15 protein-coding genes are annotated in these 14,273 nt (G+C 61.0%); 1 reads left to right on the top strand and 14 read right to left on the bottom strand.

Going from position 1 to position 14,273, the window contains the following annotated elements; all coding sequences use genetic code 11:
- Positions 1 to 8 precede the first annotated feature (8 nt).
- The 8 genes from F4U94_RS02730 to F4U94_RS02695 all read right to left on the bottom strand — a co-directional run bounded on the left by F4U94_RS02730 (position 9) and on the right by F4U94_RS02695 (position 6,566).
- On the bottom strand, positions 9 to 707 hold the full coding sequence (locus tag F4U94_RS02730) for a tetratricopeptide repeat protein (protein ID WP_120249311.1): 699 nt from the start codon (positions 705 to 707) through the stop codon (positions 9 to 11).
- A 74-nt stretch (positions 708 to 781) separates the two neighbouring features.
- Complete coding sequence (gene panB, locus F4U94_RS02725) at positions 782 to 1,654, bottom strand: 3-methyl-2-oxobutanoate hydroxymethyltransferase (RefSeq protein ID WP_120249312.1); 873 nt, start codon at positions 1,652 to 1,654, stop codon at positions 782 to 784.
- Between the two features lie 53 nt (positions 1,655 to 1,707).
- Positions 1,708 to 2,052: a type II toxin-antitoxin system RelE/ParE family toxin gene (locus tag F4U94_RS02720; protein WP_120249313.1), complete on the bottom strand. Its 345-nt coding sequence runs from the start codon at positions 2,050 to 2,052 to the stop codon at positions 1,708 to 1,710.
- Positions 2,045 to 2,326 (bottom strand): type II toxin-antitoxin system Phd/YefM family antitoxin, encoded by a 282-nt coding sequence (locus F4U94_RS02715; RefSeq protein ID WP_120249314.1) that lies wholly within the window; start codon positions 2,324 to 2,326, stop codon positions 2,045 to 2,047. The genes F4U94_RS02720 and F4U94_RS02715 overlap by 8 nt, the downstream gene beginning before the upstream one ends.
- Positions 2,327 to 2,425: 99 nt before the next feature.
- Complete coding sequence (locus F4U94_RS02710) at positions 2,426 to 4,897, bottom strand: TonB-dependent receptor (protein WP_120249315.1); 2,472 nt, start codon at positions 4,895 to 4,897, stop codon at positions 2,426 to 2,428.
- A gap of 158 nt (positions 4,898 to 5,055) precedes the next feature.
- Positions 5,056 to 5,244, bottom strand: a complete 189-nt coding sequence (locus tag F4U94_RS02705; protein WP_120249316.1) for a YezD family protein — start codon at positions 5,242 to 5,244, stop codon at positions 5,056 to 5,058.
- A gap of 104 nt (positions 5,245 to 5,348) precedes the next feature.
- Positions 5,349 to 6,023, bottom strand: a complete 675-nt coding sequence (locus tag F4U94_RS02700) for an RBBP9/YdeN family alpha/beta hydrolase (RefSeq protein ID WP_120251928.1) — start codon at positions 6,021 to 6,023, stop codon at positions 5,349 to 5,351.
- 177 nt (positions 6,024 to 6,200) lie between these two features.
- Positions 6,201 to 6,566 carry a PRC-barrel domain-containing protein gene (locus F4U94_RS02695; RefSeq protein WP_120249317.1) on the bottom strand — a complete coding sequence of 122 codons (366 nt, stop codon included), beginning with the start codon at positions 6,564 to 6,566 and terminating at the stop codon, positions 6,201 to 6,203.
- 88 nt (positions 6,567 to 6,654) lie between these two features.
- On the opposite strand from F4U94_RS02695, the gene F4U94_RS02690 reads away from it, so the two are divergent.
- The gene (locus F4U94_RS02690) at positions 6,655 to 7,086 is read left to right on the top strand and encodes an OsmC family protein (RefSeq protein ID WP_120249318.1); all 432 of its coding nucleotides are present in this window, start codon (positions 6,655 to 6,657) and stop codon (positions 7,084 to 7,086) included.
- On the opposite strand, the gene F4U94_RS02685 is transcribed toward F4U94_RS02690, so the two are convergent.
- The 6 genes from F4U94_RS02685 to F4U94_RS02660 all read right to left on the bottom strand — a co-directional run bounded on the left by F4U94_RS02685 (position 7,058) and on the right by F4U94_RS02660 (position 14,216).
- Positions 7,058 to 7,936 carry a DMT family transporter gene (locus F4U94_RS02685; protein ID WP_269462542.1) on the bottom strand — a complete coding sequence of 293 codons (879 nt, stop codon included), beginning with the start codon at positions 7,934 to 7,936 and terminating at the stop codon, positions 7,058 to 7,060. The two genes, F4U94_RS02690 and F4U94_RS02685, sit on opposite strands and share 29 nt — an antisense overlap.
- 203 nt (positions 7,937 to 8,139) lie before the next feature.
- Positions 8,140 to 8,940: a class I SAM-dependent methyltransferase gene (locus F4U94_RS02680; protein WP_120249320.1), complete on the bottom strand. Its 801-nt coding sequence runs from the start codon at positions 8,938 to 8,940 to the stop codon at positions 8,140 to 8,142.
- Positions 8,941 to 9,005: 65 nt separating this feature from the next.
- Complete coding sequence (locus F4U94_RS02675; protein WP_249042018.1) at positions 9,006 to 9,698, bottom strand: hypothetical protein; 693 nt, start codon at positions 9,696 to 9,698, stop codon at positions 9,006 to 9,008.
- A 100-nt stretch (positions 9,699 to 9,798) separates the two neighbouring features.
- Positions 9,799 to 11,331: a TadA family conjugal transfer-associated ATPase gene (locus F4U94_RS02670; RefSeq protein ID WP_120251930.1), complete on the bottom strand. Its 1,533-nt coding sequence runs from the start codon at positions 11,329 to 11,331 to the stop codon at positions 9,799 to 9,801.
- A 129-nt stretch (positions 11,332 to 11,460) separates the two neighbouring features.
- Positions 11,461 to 12,591 (bottom strand): glycosyltransferase, encoded by a 1,131-nt coding sequence (locus F4U94_RS02665; protein WP_120249321.1) that lies wholly within the window; start codon positions 12,589 to 12,591, stop codon positions 11,461 to 11,463.
- An 83-nt stretch (positions 12,592 to 12,674) separates the two neighbouring features.
- Positions 12,675 to 14,216 carry an ArnT family glycosyltransferase gene (locus tag F4U94_RS02660; RefSeq protein ID WP_170271895.1) on the bottom strand — a complete coding sequence of 514 codons (1,542 nt, stop codon included), beginning with the start codon at positions 14,214 to 14,216 and terminating at the stop codon, positions 12,675 to 12,677.
- Positions 14,217 to 14,273 lie beyond the last annotated feature (57 nt).

Raw genomic sequence — 14,273 nt, 5'->3', positions numbered from 1 at the left:
CCGCTCGATCATCCTTCGGTGGTTTCGGTCGGAATTTCGACCGCGTCGATGCCCATGACACCCGCCATCTGACGGGCGCGTGAACGGATCGATTCGGGCACATTGGCGTCCTTCGCCAGGCCCGCGAACATCGGACCGGCCAGGTCGGCCTTGCCCATTTTCATATAGGCGACGGCCACCAGCTCGCCGGCGCTGCCGAACCAGGGCGCGCCCTCTACGGCCAGCGGCTTCAGTCGATCGACGACCTGCTGGGGCTTGAGGCTTTCAAACTCCAGCGCGGTCTGGCGGATCAGCGCCAGGTCGCGATAGGGCTGGTCCAGTTTCGAGTCGGCGGCAATGGCGGCGTAGAGCGCGATCGCGCCCTTGCTGTCGCCCTTGCGCGACGCGACGCCCGCCTGCGTGAGCAAGGCAGCGGCGCGATAGCCCGGCTGGCTGGCCTTGGTCAGCGTTTCCAGCTGCTTGGCGTCGGGCGTGCCGCCGCCCGCAGCCGTCGTCAGCACCGTATCCATCTGCTCGGACACGGCCTCGGACTGGGTCTTGCTATAATGCTGCCAGTAGAGCCAGCCGCCGAACGCGGCGAGGCCAAGGACGACGAGCGCCAGAGTCAGGCGGCCATAGCGCTCCCAGAAGGTCAGAAGCTGGTCCTGGCGGACGGCTTCGTCGACCTCGCGCATGAAGGCTTCGCTGTTTTGCGGCGTGAGGGCCACGTCATTCTCCGAGAAATAGAACAGAAACTCTGCCGGAAGGCGCGATCAATAGCGGTGCTTATGCCACAGGCAAATCAAATTTTGGGTCGATACACCTGATCGTCGCCCGGAAAGCTGCGGTCGCGTACATCGGCGGCGTAGCGTTGCGCCGCATGGCTGATCGTTTCGGCGATATTGTCATAGCGTTTCACGAACCGGGCGGTGCGTTCGAACATGCCCAGCATGTCTTCCGTCACCAGCACCTGCCCATCGCAGCGGGCCGACGCGCCGATGCCGATGACGGGGACATCGACGCTGTCGGTCACGGCGTTGGCGATATCCTCCAGCACGCCTTCGATCACCATCGAGAAAGCGCCGGCCTGCGCCACGGCGCGGGCGTCGGACAGGATCTTGGCATGTTCCTCCTGCGTCTTGCCCCGCGCGCCATAGCCGCCCAGCGCGTTGACCGCCTGCGGCGTCAGGCCGATATGCGCCATGACCGGGATGCCGCGCTGGGTCAGGAAGCCGATCGTTTCCGCCATGGCGACGCCGCCCTCCAGCTTCACGCCGGCCGCGCCGGTTTCCGCCATGATGCGGCTGGCGCTGGCGAAGGCCTGTTGCGGGGAGGCTTCGTAGCTGCCGAAGGGCATGTCGACGAGCACCACGCTATGATAGCTGCCACGCACCACGGCGGCGCCATGGGCGATCATCATGTCGAGCGTGACGGGCAGGGTGGAGGGCAGGCCGTAAATCACCTGCCCCAGCGAATCGCCGACCAGCAGCATGTCGCAATGCGGATCGAGCAACTGGGCCTGACGCGCGGTATAGGCGGTCAGCATGACCAGCGGTTCCTGCGTCTTGCCTTCGAACTTGCGCCGCTGGATGGCCGGTACGGTCAGGCGTTTCATCGGCGAAGGCGTGGGGTTGGCGCGGCTGGTCGCGGTGTCGAGCGTGAAGGTCGTGGACATGAGCGCGGTCTAGCCGAGCGCAGGGCGCGGCGCAAATGGTGGGGTGGCGCCTTTTATTTTGGACCGCTGGCCAGCAGCCTGTGTGTCAATAAAGTTTGCATGTCACGGCGACCGTCGGCGATCATGAGGATGTCGACCACCTTATCGTCGAAATGATAGATGATGCGATATGGCCGTGACAGCAACTGCCGATAATCGCGGACGCCCAGCGCATCCAGTTCGTTTGGAACGCCCCCGCGCAAGGGGAAGGTTCGCAACATTGCCATACGATCCAGCAAATGATCGACCAGCCTGTCTGCCTCTTCGGGCGAACGCTGTTCTGCAATATGCGAACGGATGGCGGCAAGATCGTCCATGGCAGTATCGGCCAGTTGGACGGGGTAGGCCGGTTCAGTCATCGGTTTCGCGCCGTCGTGCTTCCAACCGTTCCTTCACATCAGCCAGTGGGGTGACGCGCCCTGCGCGGATATCTTCCATCCCCAACGCCAGAACCTTGAGCATCGCCAGGGTTTCCTGCGTCTGTTCGTAGGAGCGGATATCCTGAATGACTGCCTTCGCTTCGCCATTCTGGGTCAGGATCATCGGCTCGGCGCCATCGTTCAGGTCGGCAAGCACTTCGGCTGCGTTCGCCTTGAAATAGCTGATCGGCTTGATCCGTGTGGAATAGCGCATGATGATACCTCGGGCTGAATATGGACCATATATAGTCCATTTGCCGTGGCGATGCAAAAAAAGGGCGGCATCGCTGCCGCCCTTCTTACTTCACGTCGATCAGAAGCTGAACTTGATCGTGCCGCCCCAGGTCTGGGGATCGCCGACCTGGCCGGCGATCAGGCCGGTATTGCCCGGTGCGACCTGAAGATTTTCGATATAATTGACGTCGAAGGCGTTGCGGACCCAGCCGAAGACGTCGAACCCTTCGCCCCGGAAGCCGGCGCGGAAGTTGGTCAGCGCATAGCCCTTCACTTCGGTATAGATGGACGGCGAAGCGTTGCTGTTCCAGTGCGAGCGGTAATTGCCGTCGACGCCCAGATAGACCTGACCGTCCTTCGCCAGCAGCGTGACCGGAACATTATATTCCGCGCCGTAGGAGAAGGCCCATTTCGACACGCCGGGCAGATCCTGGCCGGAAATGTCGCATTGCGGGCGGCTGTAGGACGGCGTGGTGGCGGTGCCGGCCTGGCCGGCCGGGCTCCACAGCGCCGGGTTGGTGGTGATGGTGCCGCCGGACAATTCGGGCGGGCAGGGTGCGTTGGTGAACTTCTTATACTTGGCGTCGGTATAGGCGCCATTGGCATAGGCGGTGAAGCGGTCGCTGACGACGACCTTGAAGTCCGCTTCGATACCCTGCGACCGGACCTTTTCCGCATTGGCGAGGTAGCCGCGCACGGTGCCGAACTGGCCGCCATTCACAGTTGCCTGGAAATCCTTGATCTCCGTACGGAAGGCGGAGAGGTTGAAGGTCGCACGACGATCCCAGAACTGGGTTTTCAGCCCCAGCTCGAAATGATTGACCGATTCGGGCTTCACCGTGCTGGCGTCGTAATTGACGGTGTTGTCAGCGTTGAGCGGCAGGCCGTTCTGATTGATGCCCAGCGTCTTGAAGCTCTTGGCATAGGTCGCATAAGCGAGGATGTCGCGCGTCACCTTGTAATTGACATTGAAGTCATAGGTGAAGTTCCACGCGCTGTCCGACGGTGCGCTGACCTGCGGCTGATAGACGCCGCATTGCGACGTTGTGCCTGCGATGGTGCCGGGGGCCGGGGTCGCGGTGCAGCTGATCGCCTGACCCTGCGCGTTGGTCACGACCCGCTCATAATAGCCCGATTTCTTGTCGTAGTTCAGGCGCACGCCCGGCTGGATGGTCAGCGCGTCCGTCACCTTCCAGCTCAGCTGGCCGAACAGGGCGGCGCTGTCGGCCTTGAGATATTGGGTGTTGCTGGCGGTCAGGCCCTGAAGCGTGGCGGGGTTGGCGGCGTTCGCGCCGGTCAGGCTCCAGCGGGCAGCGTCAGCGCCCTGCTGTTCGGTGCCCTGCGTGTCGATCCGCTGCTTGAAGCCGAACAGGCCGACGACGAAGTCGACGTCCTTGCTTTCGTAATTATAGCGGAATTCCTGGCTATACTGGTCCTGCTGCGAGGGGTTTTGCGAGCGCGACACGACCGACAGGCCGGTGAAGTCGCGGTCGTTTTCCGGCTTCCAGTCCCAGAAGCGCCAGGCGGTGACGGAGGTCAGCGTGCCGGGGCCGACATCCCATTTGATCTTGGCCGATACGCCACCGATCTTGTTGCCGGCGTTCAGGTTGGAATCGAGGTCGCTCAACCGGTCATAGGGGTTGCGGCTGGGGACGGCGTAGTTGCGGCCCGGATTGGCGGCGTTGATCGCGGCGACCAGTGCATCATATTGACGGGCGATCGGGCGTTGCGTCGTACCGACCCGCACGAAGGTGGTGCCGCAGCATTCGGGGTCTTGCTTGCTATAGTCGCCCGACAGGGTGATGCTGAAATCTTCGCTGGGCTTGAACAGCAACTGGCCGCGAATGCCCAGATTATCCTGCTCGTTGATCCAGCGCTTGCTGGTCACATTATAGAGTGTGCCCCGGCGGGTGGTCGATGCGATCGCGATGCGGGCGGCGACCGTTTCGGACAACGGGCCGGAAATGGCGGCCTTGGCCTGCTTGTAATTGAGGTTGCCCACGCTCAGTTCGGCGCGGCCTTCGAAATCGAAGGTCGGCTGGTTGGTGGTGATATTGATCGCGCCGGCCGTGGTGTTCTTGCCGTAGAGCGTGCCCTGCGGGCCGCGCAGCACTTCGACCTGGCTGACGTCGAGGAAGTCGAAGGTCGCAGCGGCAACGCGGCTGTTATAGACGTCGTCAACATAGATGCCCACGCCCTGTTCGAACCCGTCGCTGGTCAGGCCGAACGGCACGCCCAGGCCACGGATGTTGACCGACGTGTTGCGCGGATTGGTGGTGTAGACCTGAAGCGTGGGGGCGAGCTGCTGCAGCTTCACGATGTTGAAATTGCCGGTCGCCTCGATGCTGTCGCCCTTCACGACGGAGATGGCGAGCGGCACTTCCTGCGCGGTTTCCTGACGGCGGCGGGCGGTGACGACGATCACGTCGCCGCGAACATTGGGCTGCTGGACTTCATCCGCCGCCGGCTGCGCGGCCTCCTGCGCAAAGGCGCCGGGCGTGATGATGGAAGCGCCAGCCGCACTGGCGAGCAACAGGAAACGCGCAATCATGATATTCCCCTTATATCCGGATGTCCGGTCGTTGTGATTGCGGCCATGCCGATGATCCGGTCAGGCCGACAGTGTCGGGGATGAAGCTGTGTGCGGCTCACCCCCCGCCGCATGGGCCGTCCAGCGGCCCGAAGATTAAGCGCCCCCTTGTTGACCCCTTAGTTGGTCAGGCGCGTCTTTTCCGTCACGTCGATCTGAACCACGCGCGCGTCATGAACGGTCAGCGTGATCGATCCGAAGCGCAACGCCTCCAGCACGCCGCGCACCTTGTCGATGCTGGCGGTGATGTCGGCCCGCTGCCCGTCGATGCGGGCGTGACGGAGTTCGATGGTTTTATGTTCGCTCATGGACACCTCTAATCCCGTCTAATATCTCAACTTTAGAGATAGACAAAAAAGCAAATATAAGGGGCGCGCAAGTTTGCCTTGTCGCGCCCCTCGGGGGTGAGCTTCTAGGGGTGGAGGGTAGGGCGCGGGGCTTTGCTGCTGCGATCCTGCTGGGCCATGGGCAAAGCGGGGCGCATCTGCCGCATGGCGGACGCCTGTTCCTGCGCATTGTCGATCAGCCGTTCGAGCAGTGTCTGTCCGAATTGCCAGTCGCCCAGACCCGATTGCGCGTTGATATGGCCGGCATAGCCTGCATCGACAAACTGGCTGCCCCAATTTTTGCCGATGCTGTGAGCGCGCTCGAAAAAGATGTAGGGGTCGTCGCGGCTACCCACCAAAATGGACGGGAAGGGCAGTTGCGCGCGCGGGGTCGGGCCGAAGCCGCCGATCGTCTCGGGCGTTTCCATCCGGTCGCAATCGGGCGGCGCCACTAGCAGAGCGCCCGTCACCGGCCAGCCATAGGCCTGGCTTTGCAAGGCGCCCCACCAGGCGACGGCCATGCAGCCCAGGCTGTGCGCGGCCAATATCACCGGCCCGTTCGCCTCACGAATGGCGGCATCCAGCCGCGTGACCCAGGCGTTGCGGTTGGGACTGGCCCAGCTGCCCAGATCGACGCGCTCGCAATCGCCGCGCTTTTCCTCCCACAAACTCTGCCAATGATCCGGCCCGCTGTTGTTCAGGCCGGGGATGGTCAACACGACCGGCTGGCGCGCGTCACCCGAAAAACCGAATCGCTCCATGCTCTGATCCTCATCCTTCAAGTCGAGCCTTCTACAGTAATTCTATTTATCCGGTAGACAATGGCCAAGCGATGAATTGTGGTGGAATCTAGGCAGCCGGAATGTCGTTACGCAGACATGTGAACGGCCGGGACGACACCGTGCCGTCCCGGCCGCCATGCGGGCATCGGTCGCGCGTCACCAGGGATACATAAGCCCATAATATTCGTACACATTCCGCCCATAGCCTTCGTCATAATCGGGCTGCCGGTCGGTGGCATAGCGAGGGGCGTTGTCGAGCAACTGCTTGTCCAGATCGACGACATAGCCGCCCTGTTCGGTTTCATAGGTCAGCATCGACCAGGGCAGGGGATAATGGTCATGGCCCATGCCCAGAAAGCCGCCGAAGGACAGTACGGCATAGCGGACCTGCCCGGACCGCTTGTCCACCATGAAGTTGGAAATCTTGCCCAGCCGCTCGCCTTGGCGGTTGTAGACGGCGGTGCCCTCGACCCGGTCGGAGGCGATCAGGTCGCCGCGATTTTCAAGCGGTAGATCAGTCATTGTCACTCTCCTGCACGATTGTCTCTGTTACGATGCAACCATGGGGGACCGCCGGGGTTCCTCCGGCTCACAACAAGGAAGATTGCCCATGAAGATCAATCGCAGCGGCTCGGCCGTATGGAGCGGCGGCCTGAAGGACGGGAAGGGCACGATCTCGACCCAGAGCGGCGCGCTGGACGCCTATCCCTACGGCTTTGCGACTCGCTTTGAAGGCGTGCCGGGCAGCAATCCGGAAGAACTGATCGCCGCCGCGCATGCCTCCTGCTTCACCATGGCGCTTTCGCTGATCCTGGGCGAAGCTGGGCTGACGGCGGAGAAGATGGAAACCAGCGCCGTCGTGACGCTGGAAAAGCAGGACGAAGGTTTCGCCGTCACTGCCAGCCACCTGACGCTCAAGGCCACCATCCCCGGCACCGACGACGCGACCTTTCAGGAACTGGCGGCCAAGGCGAAGGCCGGTTGCCCCATTTCCAAGCTGCTGAAGGCGGACATCAGTCTTGAGGCGGAGTTGCTAGGCTGACGAGCGGTTTCCTGGCGCGGCGATGCTCGCGCCAGGCGATATAGAGGCCGCTGGCGATGATGAGGGTCGCACCGATCCAGGTCGTCGCCATCGGCCAATCCTCGCCGATGGCCACACCCAGCAGGGTGGTCCAGATGATCGCGCTATAATCCATCGGCAGCACGACCGACACCGGCCCCCAACGCAGCGCTGCGGTGAGGCAAAGCTGTGCGATGCCGCCGAACAGGCCGATGGTCAGCAACAGGCCCCAGGTAACGGGATCATGCGCCTGCGCGACGAAGGGCATGGCGATGCCCAGCGGGATCATCGATAGGGCCGTGAACCAGAACACGACGACGCCGGCCGCCTCCGTCCGGCCCAGTTCGCGCAGGACCAGGCTGACGCTGGCGGTCATCAGCGCGGCGGCGATGGCGACGGCGACGCCCTGCATCGGGAAATGGCCGGCGTCCGGGCGGATCATCACCAGCACGCCGACAAAGCCGATCAGCACCGCCCCCCAGCGATGGATGCCCGTCACTTCCCGCAGGATCAGGGCGGACAGGATCGTGCCGAAAATCGGCATGGTGAAACCGATCGTCGCCGCCTCCGCCGGGGGCAGCAGGATATAAGACAGGAAATTCAGGAGCATGCCGGTCAGGCCCAGCATCATGCGGCTGGCATGGACGCGGATGCGCCGGGTGCGAATGGTCTGCAAGCCGCCAGCCATCGCGACCCAGGCCAGCACCACCGGCAGCGCCAGCGCCTGACGGTAGAAGAGCGATTCCACCACATGTACGCCGCGCTCGCTTGCCACACGCACGGTGATGAACATGACCGACAGGCAGATGACGGCGATCAGGCGCAGCCCAATGGCGAAGAACGGGCGATGGGGGCGGTCGGCGGCGGTCACGCTTCCGCCTTAGCCACGACGCAAAGTAGCGCAAGTCTAGCGATCATCATCTTCGTCGCCCCGGACTTGATCCGGGGGCCCGCTACCTTGTCGGTGGGACATGACTAACAGCTGGACCTCGGGGCAAGCCCGGGGTGACGGAAGTTGGCGATGTTTGCCTTGGTTTACTTGGCCGGCTTGCGGAATTTCAGCGTCATGCGGTCGCTTTCGCCGATCGCCAGATATTTGTCCTTGTCGACATCCTTCTGGCTGAGCGTCGGGGGGAGGGTCCAGACGCCCTTGGGCCAATCGGCCGTATCCTTGGGATTGGCATTCACGTCCGACGCGCCGACATATTCGAAGCCGGCGGCCTGCGCGATGCGGCGGATGGTCGACACCTTCAGATAGCCGCTGCTCTTTTCCAGCGCCGTGTCGCGATCCTCGGGCAGGCGATGATCGACCACGCCCAGCGTACCGCCGGGCTTGAGCATATCGAAGAAGGCCTTGAAGGTCGCGGCCTCATTGCCGGCCATGACCATGTTGTGCACGTTGCGGAAGGTCAGGACGGTATCGACGCTGTTTGCCGGGATGGCGCTGTTTTCCTCGGGATAGGCGACGACCTTCACCTTGCCATAGACGTCCGGCTTGGCGGCGAGGAACTGCTTGTAGCCATCCAGATAGCGGCCGGTCGGTTGCAGTGCGTAGAAGCTCCCATGGTCGCGCAGCAGCGGCGCCAGGATTTCGGTGTACCAGCCACCGCTCGGCGCATATTCGACGACCGTCTGCTTGGGCGTCACACCGAAGAAGGCGAGGGTTTCGGCCGGGTGGCGATATTTGTCGCGAACGGTGTTTGCCGGGGTGCGGCTGGACGCGGCGATCGCGGTGGCGATCGGATCGGCCGCCTGGTGATGGCCGGCATGTTGGGCGATGACGGCGCCGACCGGCAGGATGAGGGCGGCGGCGGCAAGCAAGGCGGGAAGGCGCATCGGGCAATCCTCTTATCGTGATGATTGTATCCGATGTGCCTGCCCTTCACTGGCATGACAAGCGTTTAGAATTCCCGGATCAGCCTTATCCCTGCCTTGGGTCGAAAGACGCCGCCATGCGGCCTTTCCGCGCCGATGCCGGCCTGCACATTGACCTTGTCCGCCAGCCGCTGGTGGATTTGGGGCATCGCCAGCATATAGCCGTCCGCGCCGCCGCGATAGTTGAGTTCCAGCCCCAATATCTGTCCGTCGGTGCTGTCGTAAAATAGCGAATGGTTGACGATGGCCGCATTGCGCCCGCGTCCGCCGGAAAGGGAGACGTTGCCAAGCCCCGCCATTGACACGCTGCTCCAGCGGTCATTGTAGCGATGCGCCACCATATAGGCGAAGCTGCTGCGATAATGGCGGGCATCGCGGTCGTAAATGCCCAGATATTGTACGCCATGGGCGCTGCGCCCGCCGTTGAACGTGCCGAGGGCCGCCTGCAACCCCAGCTTCAGTTCCACCAGCCGGCCATCCTCGAACGGCAATTCGCCTTCGATCGCGAAACCGTCGGCCAGCGCATATTCGACTTCGGGCGCCCATTGCACGCTGCGATCGGCGCCGGACAGCGATGTGGTCGCCAGCGTATTGGCCTCCATCTCGCCCCGTTTCGCGCCCAGCGGCCGCATCATGTCGAAGACCATCGGCTCGGGCACGTCGGGATAGTGTGTTTGGGCCTTCGCCGGTGCGCATAGGCCGATAAAAAGAAACGCCACCCCGTGGCTGACGGGATGGCGTATGGTTCGTCGAAACACTGGATACTCCCTGCATCGTTGCAACTGAGGCACTTACGCAGGGGGAGAGACTCTTATTCCATCAGAGACAGGCTTCCAGGAAAGGCTGATCGAAACCGAACATCCGCGCCTTGTCCAGCGTGTAGGGGCGCAGGCCCATCGAGCGATATTCGCCGATGATCTTCCCGCTGTCATCCTCGTCATGATATTCGAATTTGAACAATTCCTGGGTGACGATGACGTCGCCTTCCATGCCAATCACCTCGGTCACGTTGGTGATGCGGCGCGAACCGTCGCGCAGGCGCTTCACCTGGATGATCAGGTCGACCGAATCGGCGATCTGCTTGGAAATCGCTTCCTTTGGGATCTTGATGTCGCCCATCAGAATCATGTTTTCCATACGGCCCAGGCACTCGCGCGGGCTGTTGGCGTGGAGCGTACACATGGACCCGTCATGGCCCGTATTCATCGCTGCCAGCAGATCGAAACATTCGGCGCCACGAATTTCGCCCAGGATGATGCGATCAGGCCGCATACGCAGGGCGTTCTTGACCAGATCGCCGATGGTGATCGCGCCCTGACCCTCCAGATTGGGAGGGCGGGTTTCGAGCGGTAGCCAGTGGGGCTGCTGAAGCCGCAATTCGGCCGCGTCCTCGATGGTCAGCACGCGCTCGCCCGGATCGATCATCTTCGACAGGGCGTTGAGCATCGTCGTCTTGCCCGAGCCGGTACCGCCGGAAATGACGATGTTGAAGCGGCAGGCGCCGGCGATCTTCAGCGCCGTCGCCATCTTCGGCGACATCGCGCCCCATTGGGCCAGCATGTCGATGGTGATCGGCTTGGCCGAAAATTTACGGATGGAAATCGCCGTGCCCTTCAGGCTCAGCGGCGGCACGATCACGTTGACGCGGGAACCGTCGGGCAGGCGGGCGTCGGCCAGCGGCGTGGTCTGGTCGACGCGGCGGCCGACCTTGTTCACGATCCGCTGGGCGATCTGGAACAGATGCTCCTCATCGCGGAACTTGATCGGGGCAATGATCAGCTTGCCCTTCTTTTCGATATAGGTCTGTTCCGGGCCGTTCACCATGATGTCGGTGACGTCCGGGTCGGACAGCAATTCTTCGAGCGGACCAAGGCCCAGCAACTCGTCGACCAGTACCTTTTCCAGCGCGAACTGTTCGCGCCGGTTCAGCGTCAGCTTCAGTTCCGCGAGCACTTCCATGATGATCGGGCGGAATTCCTCCGCCAGTTCATCCTTGGTCAGGGTCGCGGCCGCTTCGGGATCGACACGTTCCAGCAGGCGGGGGAGCACCTGCTCCTTGATCTTGTGGACGCTGGCCTCGAAACCCTGCGGTCCGGCATCGGGCAGATGTTCGGCATTGGCACGGTCGGACAGGCGCGCCATGGCATCGGCATTGCGCTGCATCTGGCTGGTCGGCGCCGCCAGCGGATCGAAGGCCGCTTCGCCCGGCAGGGATGCGATGTCCAGCGGCGGGAACTGATCGCCACCGCGCGGCGCCTCTTCACGCGTCGCCACGCCGCCTTGCATCGGCCGGGCCACCCCGAAGCCGGGCTTGATCCCGGCAGGTCCATTTTTCCGTCCAAAGGCGCTCATGCTTCTCCGCCACTTTGTCGCGACCGGCCCCGCCACCCCGGAAGGGTCCGATCATCTATGGGTGATAAAGGTGAATAGGCTGGAAACTTTGATAAAAGGCTAATGGCGCATTAGGATAGGCAGAGCGGTTCAGTTGGCCTTCCGCCAAGTGAATATACTGCCCATGGCGTAATTCCATACAGACCCAACCGCTGCCCCCGCCAGTCCTGCCAGCCACCATCGATAGCTGTTTTCGAAGAGCCACTCGCCCACACCCACATTGGCCACAGCTCCCAAGCCGCAAATAATGTAAAAGCTCAATAGGCCACCGAATATCCGAAGACCTTTCAGTCGCCGATCGCGATAAGTAAAACTGTTGTTGAGTAAAAAATTGAAGGTCATCGCACTGAACACTGCAGTGACCTGGGCAAAGCCAAAGCCCAGATTGAGTTTCAGCAGGAGCGACAGGATGGTCATGTGGACGATAAGGCCCAGTGCGCCGACGATACCAAATTTGATAAATTTGATCGGAACCCAGCGACCGACGCGCTTTTCGATCAGCATTTCCAGATAGTGAAGCACGACCATGGAATCGAGCTTGCTCTCACCATGCTGCCGAGCACGGAAAACATAAGGATGTTCACTCAACTTGAGCGGTGTTGGCGCCGATGACATGATGTCCAACAGGATCTTGTATCCGATTCCTGATAGCTGCGGAGCCAATTCCACGAGACGATCGTGGCGTATAGCAAAAAGGCCGCTCATCGGATCGCTCATTTTCGATCCTGTCAGGAACGTGGCCAGCCGGGTTGCGGCTTGGCTGATGCGTAAGCGCGATCGCGTCCAGTCTCCCGTCGACCCGCCTTCAGCGTAACGCGTGCCTGTGGCTATATCGTGTCCGCCTTCCATGATCGCGCGATAGAAATGCGGCAGCAGGCTTTCGTCATGTTGAAGGTCGCCGTCGATGACGGCAACTACCGGAGCGGTCGATGCCAGCATGCCTTCGATGACTGCAGACGAGAGCCCCCGTCTGTTAAAACGCCGTATCAGTCGGATGCGGCGGTCCTGTACAGCGATCTGGCTGATCAGTTCGGGCGTTCCATCTGTCGAACCATCATCGACGAACATAATTTCCCATTCTACGCCAATCAGGGCGGCCCCTATGCGTGGGATCAATTCGGCGATGTTGTCGCGTTCGTTCAGAACAGGGACGACAACGCAAATATCGATGGGACTAAGGGCAACGCCAAAGTCAAACTGGCGATGTAGGGCCTGTTGCATTCACATCTCCGAACGGGACATTTGACAAACGGGTAACCGAAATTGGTTAACGAAAAGGCGCGCAGCCGTTGGCGTGATGCAGATCAATAGTCCGCATAGGGCAGGAATGGCCGCATCCCTTTGCTCTTGGCTAAATCGTTCCGCGCATAGACGTAGAATATTCTGTCGGGGTGTCGGATGGCTGCAACCGGACGATAGTCTTTCATCAGGGCGCTACGGAGCACGGGCAGCGTATCTCGGTTCATCGTCGGTATCACCGGTGCCGCCGCTGTGATGATCGCGCCTGGCCGTGTGGCGAGCACTCGCCGCATTTCTTCCACCGTGTCTGCGCCAATCGCGTGCTTCTCTACCTCGTTGCTCAGATGGTCGGGATAGGCGAAGCGTGTGGGGATGCAGGCCTGCGTCGTCATGTAGACCACGGCTGGTCCGTCGAAAATGAACAGACAGTCCTTTTGGACATAGGGACTGACTGCGGCCGTCAGTTCCATGATCTTTTCATGCTTTTCCCGATTATAGGTGAAGCTGGAATAACCGGGCATACCCCAGATTATAAGGAAGATGCAGACTGGCACACCGGTCAGCGGCCGGATCATCAGTGGCGCTATGTAGATGAAAATGGGCGGCAACACTGGTAGGAAATAATGATCATAGAAATTGCCGATCATGACAAAGCCGATGAATGCCGCAAATAACCAACCCGTGATCAGGATGAAATCTTCCTGCTTCCCATTAAGGCGTTGCATTTGCCAACGGCGCATAACGGCGAAAGGGAAACAGACTTGAAGCGGAATAGTGACGATAAGAAAGAAGTCTCTGGCGTGGGCAAGAAATTTTGCACTAAGCCGACCACGATCGAATATTGACCAGAAATTGGCATAGGCAAATTCGGGCAAGTGCCCGATGGCCGCGTACCAGACCGTCGCACCCAATGTCGGTACGATACCCAGCAAACCATATCCTATGGCAATGGCGGCGACCATCATGGGGCGCTGTCCCGTCAGCCAAATTCGCCGTAGGAACCACAGGCCCAGAAAAAGACTTTCTGCAACGGCCGTATATTTGATCTGGAGTGTAACGCCGCATAGCGCCATCGCGACTGCGCCCAGGCGCGCGATGTGTCGAGGACATGTGCTGTCGTTCGAACGAAAAGCGAGCCATGCGGCCGCGGCGACAAACAGATTGTAGAATACCGGAGACTGGCCTGCGCTGCCCGAAAATAAGTTAAGCCAGCAAAGATAGCCTAGGCCAGCGAGAATTCCGGCCAAGTTGTTGGCAGAACGACGGGCGATCAACCAGATAAAGCCGGCCGTTGCCCCGGCAAAGAGGGCTGCGGTGATCTGATATTGGATGAAACCATCCCCACCCATCAGCCGCGTTGCAGCATATATCAAGAACAGGCCGATCGGCTTGCGATCCCATATGTCTACATAAGGAATCGCGCCGTGTATCATCCGGTCGGCCAAGACGAGGTAAAATTCCTCGTCCAGGCTGACATCTGAATCGCCATATGCGGGGCTGCGCAAAACAACGGCGAGGATGATCAGAAGAATGAAAGGATAATATCGCCGTAGGAAGCTCGGGATATAATGGGACTGGCGGAATATCGACCCGAAGGGACGATCCATATTTACAGGCCATAGCCGCGACATCACTGACACCTGTTATTTAGCTAACTTAGGTCG

Source organism: Sphingobium limneticum (assembly GCF_008710155.1).
Lineage (GTDB): Bacteria > Pseudomonadota > Alphaproteobacteria > Sphingomonadales > Sphingomonadaceae > Sphingobium > Sphingobium limneticum.
This window is presented reverse-complemented; position numbering and strand designations above follow the sequence as displayed.

Excerpts from the sequence above, each read along its gene's own strand:
- F4U94_RS02710 (WP_120249315.1), bottom strand. The coding sequence starts at position 4,897 with ATGATTGCGCGTTTCCTGTTGCTCGCCAGTGCGGCTGGCGCTTCCATC.
- F4U94_RS02665 (WP_120249321.1), bottom strand. The coding sequence starts at position 12,591 with ATGCAACAGGCCCTACATCGCCAGTTTGACTTTGGCGTTGCCCTTAGT.
- F4U94_RS02690 (WP_120249318.1), top strand. The coding sequence starts at position 6,655 with ATGAAGATCAATCGCAGCGGCTCGGCCGTATGGAGCGGCGGCCTGAAG.
- F4U94_RS02680 (WP_120249320.1), bottom strand. The coding sequence starts at position 8,940 with ATGCGCCTTCCCGCCTTGCTTGCCGCCGCCGCCCTCATCCTGCCGGTC.
- F4U94_RS02695 (WP_120249317.1), bottom strand. The coding sequence starts at position 6,566 with ATGACTGATCTACCGCTTGAAAATCGCGGCGACCTGATCGCCTCCGAC.
- F4U94_RS02660 (WP_170271895.1), bottom strand. The coding sequence starts at position 14,216 with ATGGATCGTCCCTTCGGGTCGATATTCCGCCAGTCCCATTATATCCCG.
- F4U94_RS02715 (WP_120249314.1), bottom strand. The coding sequence starts at position 2,326 with ATGCGCTATTCCACACGGATCAAGCCGATCAGCTATTTCAAGGCGAAC.
- F4U94_RS02705 (WP_120249316.1), bottom strand. The coding sequence starts at position 5,244 with ATGAGCGAACATAAAACCATCGAACTCCGTCACGCCCGCATCGACGGG.
- panB (WP_120249312.1), bottom strand. The coding sequence starts at position 1,654 with ATGTCCACGACCTTCACGCTCGACACCGCGACCAGCCGCGCCAACCCC.
- F4U94_RS02670 (WP_120251930.1), bottom strand. The coding sequence starts at position 11,331 with ATGAGCGCCTTTGGACGGAAAAATGGACCTGCCGGGATCAAGCCCGGC.
- F4U94_RS02700 (WP_120251928.1), bottom strand. The coding sequence starts at position 6,023 with ATGGAGCGATTCGGTTTTTCGGGTGACGCGCGCCAGCCGGTCGTGTTG.
- F4U94_RS02720 (WP_120249313.1), bottom strand. The coding sequence starts at position 2,052 with ATGACTGAACCGGCCTACCCCGTCCAACTGGCCGATACTGCCATGGAC.